This window comes from Pseudarthrobacter sp. AG30 (assembly GCF_003116525.1).
Taxonomy (GTDB): domain Bacteria; phylum Actinomycetota; class Actinomycetes; order Actinomycetales; family Micrococcaceae; genus Arthrobacter.
Genome location: NZ_QEHL01000038.1, coordinates 25,154 through 39,508, shown reverse-complemented (window position 1 = coordinate 39,508; position 14,355 = coordinate 25,154). Strand labels below are relative to the sequence as shown.

The window sequence follows — 14,355 nt, the reverse complement described above, 5'->3', positions numbered from 1 at the left end:
GATCTGGTCCCAGAAGCAGAAGGTGACAACGACGGCGGGAAAGGACCAGGCATGACAGATGAACCGAAGCCCACGTCCGAACGCCATGTGCCGGTCCTTCGGGACCGGTGCATCAATTTGTTGGCACCGGGATTTGAAGCTGCGAGGCTGCGGGGCCAGACTCCTATAGCCGTCGACGCGACCCTGGGCATGGGCGGTCACTCAGAGGCGATGCTCCAGCGGTTTCCCGACCTCCACCTCATCGGGATCGACCGCGACGAAGAAGCGCTGGCCCTCGCGGGGGAGCGGCTGGCGCCTTTTGCAGGGCGCACCGACCTCGTCCACGCCGTCTATGACGAAATCCCGGAGGTGCTGGCAGACCTCGGCGTAGCCGAAGTACACGGGATCCTCATGGACCTGGGGGTCTCCTCCCTGCAGCTGGATGAGCGTGAGCGCGGCTTCGCGTACTCCTTCGACGCACCCCTGGACATGCGGATGGACACCAGCCGGGGCCAAACGGCGGCGGATGTTGTTAACACCTACAGCGAAGCGGACCTGGTCAGGATCATCCGCAAATGGGGCGAGGAAAAGTTTGCAGGACGCATAGCAAACCGGATTGTCGCCGCCCGCGCCGTCAAGGAGTTCACCACCACCGGCGAGCTCGTGGAACAGATCCGCTCGGTTGTCCCTGCCTCGGCCGCGAAGTCGGGCGGACATCCCGCCAAGCGGACGTTCCAGGCGTTGCGGATCGAGGTCAACGAGGAACTGGACGTCCTGGAACGGGCCGTACCTGCCGCCGTCGACTCCCTGGCCATGGGCGGGCGCATCGTGGTGATGTCCTACCACTCCCTGGAAGACAAGATCGTCAAGGGCGTGTTCCAGGCGCGGTCCAAGTCATCGGCTCCCCTCGGCTTCCCGGTGGAGCTGGAAGAGCACAAGCCCGAGCTGAAAACCCTCACCAAGGGCACCGAGGTGCCCACCGCCGTCGAAATCGCCGAAAACCCGCGCGCTGCCTCCGCCAGGCTTCGTGCCGCAGAACGAATCAGAGCCAGGAGAGCTGCATGAGCACCGCCGCCGTCAAGAACTTTCCCGTCGTTTCCGGCAGCTCGGCGCCCGCCAGCAGGCCCGCGGGCCGGCCTGACGAAGTTCGCAAGGGACGGACCCCGCTCTCCGTGGTCCGCACGGCCCCGCGCAAGCGCCGGGCCCCGTTCGTCGTGATGTGCTTCGCCATGCTGGCCGTCGCGCTGGTGGCAGTGCTCGTCCTTAACATTTCGGTCTCCACGGCCCAGTACCAGCTCGTTGAGCTCCGGGCCAAACAGAGCTCCTTGACCAAGGCAAACCAGGACCTCACCCAGCAGGTGCAGAACTTCGAGGCACCGCAGAACCTGGCCGCCAAGGCAACTGAACTGGGCATGGTGGCCTCCACGGTCAAAGGCCAGATCGACTTGTCCACATTGTCCGTGACCGGAAAGGCGACGCCCGCGGTCAAGGGCGCACCGGCAGGGGCAGTCATCCCGTCGCCGGCTGTGGCGGGCCAGCTCATCGTGCCCCCGGCGGCCAATGACGCAACGGCAGGCAAGGCGACGCCGCCGGACGCCGGCAGGACGTCCTCGGCCCCGGCAGCGGAGGCGGCCCAAGCCGCGGCACAGGCACAAGCCGCCGCGCAGGCCGCAGCAGCGGCCGCTGCAGCGGCTCCGGCGCCTGAACTGCACGGGGGCTCCATCCCGGCGCCGCAGCAGAAGGTCCCCGGACAGTAAGTCGCCAGGCAGGACAAGCAGCAGGTCGAACAGCAAGGAATATCACGGTGGCGCAAACGACCGGCAAAGCCGGAAAAGGCAAGGCACCCAACGCCACGAAGCGCTTGCGCCTGGGGCTGGGAATCATGCTCACCCTCCTGCTGGTGGTGGGCGGGAAGTTGTTCCTGGTCCAGGGACTCGACGTCGGCGGCATGGCGGAAGCAGCCCTGAACAGCCGGATGACCTCGGCGATCCTGCCGGCCGAACGCGGCAGCATCCTGGACTCCCGCGGCACCGTGCTCGCCAACAGCGTGATCCGCTACAACATCGTGGTGGACCAGCGCGTCAACACCAAGACAGACTCCTACAAGCGGTACGAACCGCAGGCTGACGGCCACGACAAACTGGTGGACATCAGCCGCGACCAGGCAATCTCGGAACTCGCTGCAGCCCTCGGAATGGACACCGCCGCTGTCCGGGACGCCGTGACCGGCCAGCAGCCCTATTACATCGTGGCCAAGGACGTGAAACCCGACGTCGAGGACCGCATCTCCAAGCTCCAGGTCCCGGGCATTGTTGCCGAGGGCGTCAGCAAGCGCGTCTACCCCAACGGCGCGGTTGCGGGCGGCGTGGTGGGATTCCTGCAGGACGGCACCACCGGCCAGGCCGGCATCGAGCAGACACAGGACGACAAGCTGAAGGGCACGGACGGCAAGCGGCTGTTCGAGATCGGCGCGGACGGACTGCGCATCCCCGTGGGCCTCGACCAGCTGACACCGCCCCAGAATGGCAAGGACGTCAAGCTCACCCTCAACTCCGACCTCCAGTACTTCGCCCAGCAGGCCATCCAGAGCCAAGCGGACAAGCTCAGTGCCGAATGGGGCGTCATCATCGTGATGGATGCCAAAACCGGCAACCTCCTTGCCCTGGCGGACACCAACGCACCCGATCCCAATAACCCGGGGCTGGTGGCCGCGAAGGACCGCGGCACACGTTCAGTGACCGCGGCCTACGAGCCCGGATCAGTGGAAAAGATGATGACCGCGGCGGCGGTCATCGATGAAGGGCTGGCAAGCCCGCTGGACAAGTTCACCATTCCGCCTACGTACACCGTGGACGGCCAGACCTTCAGTGACGCCTTCACCCACGGGACCGAGGAACGGACCCTGGCCGGCATCATCGGGTATTCCATGAACACCGGAACCGTCATGGCCGGCCAGCGGCTCAGCAAGGAACAGCGCTACGACTGGCTGAAGAAATTCGGCATCGGCGAAGCGCCCGACATCGGACTGCCCGCAACGGCAGCGGGCATCCTGTCGCCGGCTGACCAGTGGGACGGACGCCAGCAGTACACCGTCCTGTTTGGACAGGGCGTTTCCCAGTCCACGCTCCAGACCGTCCGCGCCTACCAGAGCATCGCCAACAACGGTGTCATGCTGCAGCCGCGGCTGATCGATTCCTACATTTCCCCCGACGGCACGGAAGAGAAGGTCCCGGCCCAACCCTCGCGCCAGGTGGTTTCGGGAAGCACCGCGCAGCAGGTCAAGGACATCCTGGAGAGCGCCGTCACAGAAGGCGAGATCAAGGACGCCGGTATCGACGGCTACCGGGTGGGTGCCAAGACCGGCACGTCGGAATCCCCGTGTGACGACGGCAAATCAGGCTACTGCGGCTACACGGCCTCCATCGTTGGAATGGCGCCGATGGATGATCCGCGGTTTATTGTGGAGGTGGTGCTCCAGCGGCCGAAGGGCAGCATCTACGGCATCACCAACGGGCCGGTCTTCCGGTCCGTCATGAGCCAGACGCTGCGGACCTACAACGTACAGCCTTCAACCGGAGCGCCGGCCAGGTTGCCCCAGTACGCGAAGTAGCCGCTGCGCCACGCTGGAAACACCAGCAGCATCCAGCGCATCACAGTGCCCGGCGCGAACCATGGCGGGCACGCACTAGCACCATCGGAGATCCCCTTGTCAGAGTTCACGACGCCCGGCGGCGACGCTGCCCGGGATGAAAACCCGGCCCGCTTCCGGCCTTCTGCCGTAGCGCCCGTCCCGCTGGCCGCCGTCGGCAATGCCCTGGGAGTAGCAGTTCCCGCTCCGGCCGCCGAGGTGCAGGTAAGCGGCATCTCCATCAACTCCCGCACCGTGGAGCCCGGCGACCTGTATGTGGCACTGCCCGGGGCAAGCCGGCACGGCGCGGACTTCGCCACGGACGCCATCGAAGCCGGTGCGGCCGCAGTGCTGACAGACGACGCCGGCGCCCGGCTCCTTGCCCTTGCCGCGGACACGCCCGTCCCGGTGCTGGTGGTGGACAGCCCGCGGAACGAGGTGGGGCCCCTCTCCGCGTTGATCTACCGGAGCCAGTCCGCGGCTGGCCGTCCGCTGCAGCTTTTTGGGGTTACCGGAACCAACGGGAAGACCACCACCACCTACTTCATCACCTCGCTCCTGCGGGCCCTTGGACGGCAGGCGGGCCTGATCGGCACCATCGAAATCCAGGCCGGGGGAGAACCTGTTCCCAGCCTCCTCACCACTCCTGAATCACCCGAGGTCCACGGATTGCTGGCGCTCATGCATGAGCGCGGGCTCGACGCCGCAGCCATGGAAGTGTCCTCCCACGCCATCTCCTACCAGCGGGTGGACGGGCTGCTCTTCGACGTCGCCGGATTCACGAACCTCACCCAGGACCACCTGGACCTGCACGGAACCATGGACGGCTACTTCGCCACGAAGGCGGAACTGTTCACCCCCGCGCGCGCCAGGAAGGCCGTGGTGACGGTCGACGACGAGTGGGGCCGCCGGCTTGCCGGCGATGCCCAGGTGCCGGTCACCACGCTCAGCACCAGCGGCAACACGCCCGCCGACTGGCGCGTGACATCGACGTCGCCGCGCGGGCTCGGAACCGACGTCACCCTCACGGGGCCGGCAGGGGCCGTCCTGAACCTCCACACCGGGCTGCCGGGCAGCTTCAACGTTGCCAACGCGGCCCTTGCCGCACTGATGGTCCTTGCCTCCGGCGTAGACGCCGCAGACCTCCAAGCCGCACTGGACAGTGCCGACCCCTTTACCGTTGAAGTCCCGGGCCGCATGCAGCTGGTCTCCGACCGGCCCGCCGCCGTCGTCGACTTTGCCCACAACACCGACGCACTGGCGCGGGCACTGGAAGCGGTCCGCTCACCCGAGCCCGGCTCACGGCTGATCGTGGTGTTCGGCGCCACAGGGCAGCGGGACCAAGGCAAGCGTCCGGCGATGGGCGCCATTGCCGCGCGGCTCGCTGACACCGTGATCATCACCGATGACGACCCGCACGACGAAGATGCCGCGGCCATCCGCGCGGACGTGCTGGCGGGGGCCCGGGAGGCCGTGCAGAATGAAGCGCTTGGAACAGAGCTGCTGGAAGTCTTCCCGAGGGCGGAGGCCATCCGCCGAGCCGCAGAACTCGCACGCCCGCAGGACACCCTTCTTGTCGCAGGCCGCGGCCACGAGGTCTGGCAGGAGGTAAAAGGCGTCAACCTCGCCCTGGACGACCGGGTGGAACTGCGCAGCGCCTTGACAGCCAGGGGATTCAACGTTCTCCATGACGACCGGATAGAGTCCTAGACCGAGATGATTGCATTTACTGCGGCGGAAATCGCCGAAATCACCAACGGGCGCCTGGACGCCGATCCCGGAATTACGCCCCTTTCGGTGGTGACGGATTCACGCGAAGCCACGCAGGGTTCGCTTTACGTCGCGAAGCCGGGCGAACAGGCCGACGGCCACGATTTCGTGGACGCCGCCTTTGCTGCCGGGGCCATTTTGGCCCTCGTTGAACGCCCGGTCGCTGCGCCGGACGGCCGGGTCTACCCGACAGTCCTGGTTGCCGACGCCGTCCTCGCCATGGGCGCCCTCGCCGCCGAAGCAGTCCGACGGATCCGCGCCGCTCGCTCGGCAGCAGGTGACCAGCTGACGGTCGTTGGCATCACCGGTTCAGCGGGTAAGACCACCACCAAGGACCTCCTGGCCGGCATACTCTCCACCCAGGGGGCAACCGTAGCGCCACAGGGTTCCTACAACGGTGAGGTTGGCGTCCCGCTGACAGTGTTCCGGGCCGGAACCGACACCCGCTACCTGGTCATTGAAATGGGTGCCACGGGGATTGGCCACATCCGCTACCTGGCGGAGATGGTCAAACCCGACATCGGAGTTGTGCTCGCCGTAGGAACGGCCCACGCAGGCGAATTCGGGGGAGTGGAGAACATCGCCCGGGCCAAGGGCGAGATGGTTGAAGGACTCACCAGTGCGGGCACCGCGATCATCAACCTCGACGACGAACGCGTGGCTGCGATGCGCAGCCGGACCTCCGCGACGGTCCTCGGGTTCTCCGCGGAAGGCCGCCCGGATGCCGTGGTGCAGGCGCTGAATGCCGACACGAACGCTGAGGGCTGCCCGGAATTCGATCTCCAGTTGCCGGACGGCGAAGCGCCACGGCCCGTCCGCAGCCGGCTCATCGGCGCCCACCACGTGGGTAACCTGCTGGCGGCAGCCTCAGCTGCGTGTGCCGCAGGGGTGCCGGGGGACCGCATCGCTGAATCACTGAGCCAGCAGGCCGCCGCGAGCCGCTGGCGGATGGAACGCACCGAACGCCCGGACGGCGTCACGATCATCAACGACGCTTACAATGCCAACCCTGAATCAATGCGTGCCGCCTTGCGCACCCTGGCCGACCTTGGCCGGGGCCGCCGGACCTGGGCGGTCCTGGGCGCCATGCTGGAACTTGGCGAAGATTCCATTCGCGAGCACACCGCGGTGGGCACCCAGGTGGTACGGCTCAACATCTCCAGGTTGCTGGTGGTTGGACGCGAAGCCCGTGCACTCTACGTTTCCGCCGTCCAGGAAGGATCCTGGGGCGACGAATGCCTGTTCGCCGAAACCGCCGAAGAGGCCTACCAGATCCTTGACGCCGAACTGCAGCCAGGGGACCTGGTGCTGTTCAAGTCGTCCAACAGCGTCGGGCTTCGCCATTTGGGCGATCGGATAGCATTACCCCCATCCCCGACACCTGCCGATGAAAGGAGCACTCTGCTGTGATTGCTCTCCTGATCGGTGCGGGCCTCGCCCTGCTGTGCGCCCTCGTCGGCACCCCCTTGTTCATCCGGCTGCTGGTTCGCCGCGGCTATGGCCAGTTCATCCGGGACGACGGCCCCACCTCGCACCACACCAAACGCGGCACGCCCACCATGGGTGGCACCGTCGTCGTTGCCGCGGTCCTGCTCAGCTACGGGCTCACCCACCTCATCATGCTGATGATGAACCCCGACTCGCCCGGTCCCTCCGCCTCTGCCCTGATCCTGCTGTTCCTGATGGTGGGCATGGGCCTGGTGGGATTCCTGGACGACTTCATCAAGATCTCCCGGCAGCGGAGCCTTGGTTTGAACGCGAAGGCCAAGCTGATCCTTCAGGCGGCCGTAGGCATCATCTTCGCCATCCTGGCGCTGAACTTTCCCAACGACGCCGGGCTCACGCCGGCGTCCACCAAGATTTCCCTGGTCCGGGACCTGCCATGGCTGGACCTCGCCTTCGGCGGGACTGTCCTGGGGGCGATCCTGTTCGTCATTTGGTCCAACCTGATCGTCACGGCGGCCACCAACGGCGTCAACCTCACCGACGGCCTGGATGGCTTGGCCGCCGGCGCCTCCATCATGGTGTTCGGTGCATATACGCTGATGGGCATATGGCAGAGCAACCAGGCCTGCGGCTCGCCCCGGGAAGCCGGCAGCGGCTGCTACCTGGTCCGGGATCCTCTGGATCTGGCACTGCTTGCCGCCATCCTGAGTGCAGCACTGGTGGGATTCCTCTGGTGGAACACCTCGCCGGCCAAGATCTTCATGGGCGACACCGGCTCGCTGGCCATCGGTGGAGCGGTGGCCGGATTCGCCATCCTGTCCAGGACGGAACTGCTCCTGGGGATCGTTGGTGGCCTCTTCGTCCTGATCACCCTGTCCGTCATCATCCAGGTGGGCTACTTCAAAGCCACGGGCGGAAAGCGAGTGTTCAAAATGGCGCCGCTGCAGCACCACTTCGAACTGAAGGGGTGGGCCGAGGTCACCGTTGTGGTCCGGTTCTGGATCCTGGGCGGCCTCTTCGTCGCCGTGGGCCTGGGCATCTTCTACGCTGAATGGGTTGTACTGCTGTGACCGTTTCCCCCCGCCTGGCCCACCTCGTCTCCTGGGACTCCGACTGGGCCGGCCTGCGTGTTGCCGTCACCGGCATCGGCGTCTCCGGGTTCGCAGCGGCAGACACCCTGATCGAACTTGGCGCACGCGTCGTGGTGGTGGATGCCGCCACCAGCGACACAGCGCGGGCCCACGCCGACACCCTGAAAATCGTGGGTGCGGCCGACGTCCTGCTCGGTGCGGAAGCCGTCAACCATGTTCCGCTGATCGACGGCGAACTCCCTGAACTCATCGTCACCTCACCAGGCTGGCGCCCGGACCAGGCCCTCCTCGCCGCTGCGGCCCGTGCGCACATCCCCGTGTGGGGAGACGTCGAGCTCGCCTGGCGGGTCCGGATCAGGGAAGGCCGCAAGACTGCCGACTGGCTGGCGATTACGGGAACAAACGGCAAGACCACCACGGTCGGCCTGACGGAATCGATGCTCCGGGCTGCCGGGCTCAAGGCCATCGCCGTGGGCAATGTCGGGACACCCATCCTCGATGCCCTTCGCGATCCGGTTGACTACGACGTTTTCGCCGTCGAGCTCTCCAGCTTCCAGCTGCATTGGGCCGAATCGCTCTCCCCGGTGGCCAGCGTGTGCCTCAACGTGGCCGAGGACCACGTTGACTGGCACGGCTCCTATGACTCGTACCTGGCGGACAAGGCCAAGGTTTACGAACACACCCAGAAGGCCTGCATCTATAACGCCGAGCAGATTGAAACCGAACGCATGGTGGAAAACGCCGACGTCGTTGAGGGCTGCCGTGCAGTGGGCTTCACCACGGTCACGCCCGCCGTCAGCATGCTCGGAGTGGTGGAAGGGCTGCTCGTGGACCGGGCGTTCATTGAAGAACGCCGCGACAGTGCAGCGGAACTTGCCTCCATGGCCGATCTCGGTCCGCTGGCACCGCGCCACATGGTGGCCAATGCCCTCGCCGCCGCGGGCCTGGTCCGTGCCTACGGGGTTGAGGCCAAGGCTGTCCGCCAAGGCATCCTCGACTATGTGCCGGGGGACCACCGCATCCAGCCGGTGGCTCGCATGAACGGCGTCCTCTGGGTCAACGACTCGAAAGCCACCAACCCGCACGCCGCGTCGGCATCCCTCTCCGCCTTCACCAAGGTGGTGTGGATAGCCGGTGGGCTCTCAAAGGGCGTCAGCTACGACGACCTTGTCAGGCAGCACGCCGCCCGGCTCAAAGCGGTGGTCCTGATCGGAACAGACACGGGCCCGCTGCGTGAGGCCCTCCAGCGACACGCGCCGGATGTCCCGGTCATCGAGCCGGACGCGGGCGACACTGAAGAGGTGGAGACTGCTTCGGCGCCCGGTGCCACACCGGCCGGTTCCCCGGCCAACGGACAACTGGTGATGACCCGGGCCGTCGCGTCAGCAGCCCGGCTCGCCGAATCAGGCGACACCGTGCTGATGGCTCCGGCAGCGGCCTCCATGGATCAGTTCTCTTCCTACGCTCACCGTGGTGGTACATTCATCGACGCTGTCCGCGAGCTGGTGGAAGGGCAGGCCCAGACCGGCGAGGAGTAACAATGGTCAGCACGCCCACCCGGCCGCCGGGCAGCAAGTCGCGCTCCGGTTCCACAGCCAAGGACGCGCGGCCGCCGGCTTCAGCCCGGATGAGACTGCAGGCACTGCACCACAAGTTCTGGTCCGCCCTGGAGGGTACCGGAACCTCCAGGAACGGCTCCACCTACTACCTGATCCTCGGAGCCACCCTTGCGCTGACCGCCATCGGCATCATGATGGTCCTCTCCGCTTCCAGCGTCGAATCGATCGCAGCCGGCAAATCCCCCTATGGGGACGCCATGAAGCAGGGCGTTTTCGCGGCGATCGGTATCTTCACCATGTTCGTCCTTTCGCGCATCAACGTCGTGTGGCTCAAGCGGCTGGCATGGCCCGCCGTCGGTGCCGCCGTGCTGCTGCTGGGGCTGGTCCAGGTAGTCGGCTCGGAGATCAACGGCAACAGGAACTGGATCGACGTCGGCGGCATCACCTTCCAGCCCTCGGAAGCGGCAAAGCTGGCCCTTGCCCTCTGGATGGCCACCGTCCTGGCCATGAAGGGCAGGCTGCTCAGCCGGTGGCAGCACGTGCTGGTTCCGGCGGTCCCCATGGCCGCGGTCGTCATCGTCCTGATCCTGGTGGGCAACGACCTCGGCACGGCCATGATCATCATGATGATCGTGGCCGCGGCCCTCTTCTTCGCGGGCGTACCGCTCTATCTGTTCGGGATCGCGGGCATCATCGCCGCCGCCGGCACCGCCTTCATGGCCGTCACCAGTTCCAACCGGATGTGCCGGATCACCTCCTGGTGGACCGGGCAGTCCTGCGCCGACGGCATCGACGCCAACTACCAGGCAACCAACGGCCTCTACGGCCTCGCCTCCGGAGGCTGGCTCGGCGTGGGCCTGGGCCAGAGCCGGCAAAAGTACAGCTGGATCCCCGAGGCCCACAACGACTTCATCTTCGCCATCATCGGCGAGGAACTCGGCTTGGTGGGGACCGTCGTCGTACTGGTCCTGTTCGCCATCCTGGGCGCCGCGATCTACCGCGTCGTGGTGGCACAGGAGGACATGTTCCACCGCGTCCTGGCCGGCACCATCATGGTCTGGCTGCTGGGGCAGGCCACCGTCAATATGTCCGTGGTCACCGGGCTGATGCCCGTCATCGGCGTGCCGCTGCCGTTCATTTCCTACGGCGGCTCGGCCCTGCTGATGTCACTGTGCGCCATCGGCGTGGTTCTTTCCCTTGCCAGGGAACAAATGGCCCCAGCCATCCGGCCCAAACGGATGCTCAAGCTCAAGGCCCGGAAAGACCGCCACAAGAGCCAACCCAAGAATTCCAGAAAGCGTGCCTAACCTCAGATGACACCTGCCACACCCTCTATCGTCCTGGCCGGCGGCGGAACCGCCGGCCATATCAGCCCGCTGCTCGCCATCGCCGCGGCGCTCCGGAGCGAAGCGCCGGGGGCGGACATCCTTGCCGTCGGAACACCCTCGGGGATGGAAACGCGGCTGGTGCCGGCGGCCGGCGTCCAACTGGCCACCATCGACCGCGTGCCCTTCCCGCGGAAACCGTCAGCGGACCTGTTGCGCCTGCCCGGCAGGCTGGCCGGCGCCGTCCGCCAGGCCGGGGCCATCCTGGACCGGGCGCACGCTGATGTTCTGGTGGGAGTGGGAGGGTATGTCTGCACCCCCATGTACCTGGCCGCCCGAAAGCGCCGCATTCCCGTGGTGATCCACGAGGCCAACGCGCGCCCGGGACTGGCCAACCGGGTCGGGGCATTCCTCAACGGCAGGGTGGCCGTGGCATTCGAAGGCACCCCGCTCCGGAACGCCGTCCACGTGGGAATGCCCATGCGGAAGGAAATCTCCGGGCTGGACCGCAAAGCTGCCAGGACTGCGGCCAGGGCAGCCCTGGGGCTTGATCCCCAGCAGCCCACGTTGATTGTGACGGGCGGTTCCTCCGGGGCGCAAAGCATCAACCGGACCATCGCCGCCGCCGTGGGCCGGCTTGCCGACGCGGGCATCCAGACTCTGCACGTCACCGGCCGCGGCAAGACCGTGCTGGACGGGGCCGGCCAACCCCTCACCGCAGCCGGGTACCGGCAGGTGGAGTACATTGACGGCATGGAGCTCGCCTACGCCGCGGCGGACCTCCTGCTGGCACGCTCGGGCGCCGCCACCGTCTGCGAGGTCGCCGCCGTGGGCGTTCCCGCCGTCCTGGTACCGCTGCCCATCGGCAACGGTGAACAGGCCCTCAACGCCGCCGGCCTGGTGGCCGCAGGCGGCGCGCTGCTGGTGGCCGACCGTGATTTCACGCCCGACTGGGTGGAACGCGAATTGATCCCCCTGGTCACCGACAAGGCCCGGCTCGCGGCCATGGAAGCCAAGTCCTACCGGCTCGGTATCCGAAACGCCGACCAGCGGATGGCTGGTCTTGTCCTGGAAGCGGTATCCGCATGAACCCCCACACCAACGCAGGCACGGACATCCTCGGCAAGGTGCACTTCATCGGCATCGGGGGAGTGGGCATGTCCGCCGTGGCACGGATCATGGTGGCCCGCGGCGTCCCGGTCAGCGGATCCGATGCCAAGGACCTTCCCGTCATGTCGGACCTCGCGGCGGCCGGTGCCCGCATCGCGGTTGGGTACGACGCGGCGAACCTGGGGGACGCGGAGACGGTGGTGGCCGGATCGGCCATCAGGGACGATAATCCGGAATTGGCTGCCGCGAGGCAGGCAGGGCTGCCAGTCCTGCACCGCTCCGAGGCCCTCGCCGCCACCATGGGGGATGACGCCGTAGTGACGGTGGCGGGAACGCATGGAAAATCCACCACGACCTCCATGATCACCGTATTGCTGCGGGCCGCCGGGCTGGACCCCTCCTTCGCCGTGGGGGCCAACATTCCGGCGCTTGGCGTCAATGCCGCCCACGGGACATCGGGCATCTTCGTGGCGGAGGCCGACGAATCCGATGGCTCCTTCCTCAATTACCGGCCACGGATCGCCGTCGTCACCAACGTCGAGCCCGACCACCTCGACTACTACGGCACAGCCGAAGCCGTCTACGAGTCCTTCGACCGGTTCACCGCCCTGCTGCCCCCTGACGGGCTCCTCATCGCCTGTGCTGACGACGCCGGGGCGCTGGCCCTTGCGGAAAGGACCAAGGCCCGCGGCGCCACGCGGGTGGTCCTGTACGGCACGAACGAAGCCGCGGATGTTCGGTTGCTTGACGACGGTCCTGGCCGCGTCGCCGTGGCAAACCCCGCCGGGCAGTTTCCGCTGGCCTTGCAGGTTCCCGGCCGGCACAACGCACTCAACGCCGCGGCGGCGTTTGCCGTGGCCCTGGAGCTGGGGGTGGAGCCGGCGGCCGCCGCAGCCGGGCTTGCCAGCTTCTCGGGAGCGTCCCGCCGCTTCGAACTGAAGGGCACGGCGAGGGGGGTTCGCGTCTTCGACGACTACGCCCACCATCCCACGGAAGTCCGCGCTGCCCTTGCCGCGGCCCGCTCCGTCGCCGGAGACCGCAAGGTGCACGTCCTGTTCCAGCCGCACCTGTTCTCCCGGACCCGGGAGTTCGCCGCCGAATTCGCCGATGCCCTGAACCTGGCAGACACCGCCCTGGTCCTGGACATCTACCCTGCCAGGGAGGACCCCATTCCGGGCGTCACCAGCCAGCTCATCGCCGACCACCTCACCGGGGGAGGACGGCTGGTAGCCGCCGATGACGCCGTCGCCACCCTGGCGGCAGCTGCTGGCGACGGCGACGTCGTCCTCACTGTCGGTGCCGGCGACGTCACGGCCTACGGTCCCCGGATCGTGGAGGCGCTCCATGCCTAGCTCGCGCCGGCCCACCTACGCACCTCCGAAGGGCAGCAATCGTGCCGACACCACGGCGGGCACCGCTTCCCGGAAAGACCCGGCGAACGGGGCGCCCCGTGCCACCGGTGGGGACGTCATCACCGCCTCCCGCGGCATCCAGGACCCGGCCCCGGAACAATCGGCGACAGCGCAGGAACCCGCCGGCGCGACGGTCCTGGCGTTCCCGGAGCCCAAAGCCAAACGACGCCGGAAGAGATTCCTCATTGCCCTCGGAACCGTGTTGGTGCTGGTGGCAGGCATCCTGGCCGGTGCCATCTATTCACCCGTCCTCGCCCTGCAGACGATCTCGGTCAGCGGCACCCGGCTCCTGACGCCCGCCCAGGTCCAGGCGGCCCTGGAGCCGCTCCGCGGCAAGCCGCTGCCACAGATCAGTGAAGACGACGTACGGAGCCTTCTCGGGCCCCTGGTCCAGGTCAAGTCCGTCTCGGTCGAGGCACGGCCGCCTTCCACGCTCGCCATTTCCGTGCATGAGCGGGTTCCGGTAGCCCTGGTCAAGCAGGGGGAGCAGTACCAGCTGGTGGACGTCGACGGCGTCCAGCTCGGTACCACGGCCGACCCGGCATCGGCCTCGCTGCCGGTGATTGACGGCGGTGCCGGAGCGATCGGCCAGGACCTGTTCCGTGCCACGGCGGCAGTCCTGGGTGCATTGCCCGCGGACGTGCTGGCCAAGCTGTCCAACGCCTCAGCCCAGTCCGTGGATGCCGTGGAGCTGAAGCTTGTGGACGGCCAGACGATCGTGTGGGGCAACGCGTCGGAGAAGGAACTCAAGGCCAAGGTGCTGGCCGCGCTCCTGAAGGTTCCGGCGGATCCGAAGAACCCCGTCAGGGTCTACGATGTCAGTGTGCCCCGGCACCCCGTGACGCGCTGAGCGCTTTCTTTCCCCGTATTAATCCGACACGCGGACCCGGTCATTGAATGTCGGAACCAGAGGAAATACCGTCACAGACATGAGTTACTTGACATAACTATAACCTTCAAGTCGAAGGTTAAGGTTGCAGGCTTCAAGCTCACCATCAGTTTTCGCAATACAGACACGAACAAGGGACACGTAAC

The 14,355-nt window shown here is 66.8% G+C and carries 11 protein-coding genes; all 11 read left to right on the top strand.

What is annotated here, in order from left to right; translation table 11 throughout:
* Positions 1 to 51 precede the first annotated feature (51 nt).
* The 11 genes from rsmH (at position 52) to DC347_RS20700 (ending at position 14,170) form a co-directional block, all read left to right on the top strand.
* Positions 52 to 1,044, top strand: a complete 993-nt coding sequence (gene rsmH, locus DC347_RS20750; RefSeq protein WP_109864329.1) for a 16S rRNA (cytosine(1402)-N(4))-methyltransferase RsmH — start codon at positions 52 to 54, stop codon at positions 1,042 to 1,044.
* Positions 1,041 to 1,736 carry a hypothetical protein gene (locus DC347_RS20745; RefSeq protein ID WP_109864328.1) on the top strand — a complete coding sequence of 232 codons (696 nt, stop codon included), beginning with the start codon at positions 1,041 to 1,043 and terminating at the stop codon, positions 1,734 to 1,736. Before rsmH ends, DC347_RS20745 begins: the two co-directional genes overlap by 4 nt.
* Before the next feature lie 47 nt (positions 1,737 to 1,783).
* A complete protein-coding gene (locus DC347_RS20740; protein ID WP_018763548.1) occupies positions 1,784 to 3,589 on the top strand; it encodes a penicillin-binding protein 2 in 1,806 nt (601 codons plus the stop codon).
* 96 nt (positions 3,590 to 3,685) lie between these two features.
* Complete coding sequence (locus DC347_RS20735) at positions 3,686 to 5,317, top strand: UDP-N-acetylmuramoyl-L-alanyl-D-glutamate--2,6-diaminopimelate ligase (RefSeq protein WP_109864327.1); 1,632 nt, start codon at positions 3,686 to 3,688, stop codon at positions 5,315 to 5,317.
* A gap of 6 nt (positions 5,318 to 5,323) precedes the next feature.
* Entirely contained in the window at positions 5,324 to 6,787 is a 1,464-nt protein-coding gene (gene murF, locus DC347_RS20730) for a UDP-N-acetylmuramoyl-tripeptide--D-alanyl-D-alanine ligase (protein ID WP_109864326.1), read from the top strand.
* Positions 6,784 to 7,893, top strand: a complete 1,110-nt coding sequence (gene mraY, locus DC347_RS20725) for a phospho-N-acetylmuramoyl-pentapeptide-transferase (protein WP_018763551.1) — start codon at positions 6,784 to 6,786, stop codon at positions 7,891 to 7,893. Before murF ends, mraY begins: the two co-directional genes overlap by 4 nt.
* Complete coding sequence (gene murD, locus DC347_RS20720) at positions 7,875 to 9,452, top strand: UDP-N-acetylmuramoyl-L-alanine--D-glutamate ligase (RefSeq protein WP_206073978.1); 1,578 nt, start codon at positions 7,875 to 7,877, stop codon at positions 9,450 to 9,452. Before mraY ends, murD begins: the two co-directional genes overlap by 19 nt.
* 2 nt (positions 9,453 to 9,454) lie before the next feature.
* Positions 9,455 to 10,780, top strand: a complete 1,326-nt coding sequence (ftsW, locus tag DC347_RS20715) for a putative lipid II flippase FtsW (protein ID WP_109864324.1) — start codon at positions 9,455 to 9,457, stop codon at positions 10,778 to 10,780.
* Between the two features lie 6 nt (positions 10,781 to 10,786).
* Complete coding sequence (gene murG, locus DC347_RS20710) at positions 10,787 to 11,887, top strand: undecaprenyldiphospho-muramoylpentapeptide beta-N-acetylglucosaminyltransferase (protein ID WP_109864323.1); 1,101 nt, start codon at positions 10,787 to 10,789, stop codon at positions 11,885 to 11,887.
* Positions 11,884 to 13,260 carry a UDP-N-acetylmuramate--L-alanine ligase gene (gene murC / locus DC347_RS20705; RefSeq protein WP_109864322.1) on the top strand — a complete coding sequence of 459 codons (1,377 nt, stop codon included), beginning with the start codon at positions 11,884 to 11,886 and terminating at the stop codon, positions 13,258 to 13,260. The genes murG and murC overlap by 4 nt, the downstream gene beginning before the upstream one ends.
* A complete protein-coding gene (locus DC347_RS20700) occupies positions 13,253 to 14,170 on the top strand; it encodes a cell division protein FtsQ/DivIB (RefSeq protein WP_109864321.1) in 918 nt (305 codons plus the stop codon). The genes murC and DC347_RS20700 overlap by 8 nt, the downstream gene beginning before the upstream one ends.
* Positions 14,171 to 14,355 lie beyond the last annotated feature (185 nt).

Coding starts and splice junctions, on each gene's coding strand:
- rsmH (WP_109864329.1), top strand. CDS start 52: ATGACAGATGAACCGAAGCCCACGTCCGAACGCCATGTGCCGGTCCTT.
- DC347_RS20745 (WP_109864328.1), top strand. CDS start 1,041: ATGAGCACCGCCGCCGTCAAGAACTTTCCCGTCGTTTCCGGCAGCTCG.
- murF (WP_109864326.1), top strand. CDS start 5,324: ATGATTGCATTTACTGCGGCGGAAATCGCCGAAATCACCAACGGGCGC.
- murD (WP_206073978.1), top strand. CDS start 7,875: ATGGGTTGTACTGCTGTGACCGTTTCCCCCCGCCTGGCCCACCTCGTC.
- ftsW (WP_109864324.1), top strand. CDS start 9,455: ATGGTCAGCACGCCCACCCGGCCGCCGGGCAGCAAGTCGCGCTCCGGT.
- murG (WP_109864323.1), top strand. CDS start 10,787: ATGACACCTGCCACACCCTCTATCGTCCTGGCCGGCGGCGGAACCGCC.
- murC (WP_109864322.1), top strand. CDS start 11,884: ATGAACCCCCACACCAACGCAGGCACGGACATCCTCGGCAAGGTGCAC.
- DC347_RS20700 (WP_109864321.1), top strand. CDS start 13,253: ATGCCTAGCTCGCGCCGGCCCACCTACGCACCTCCGAAGGGCAGCAAT.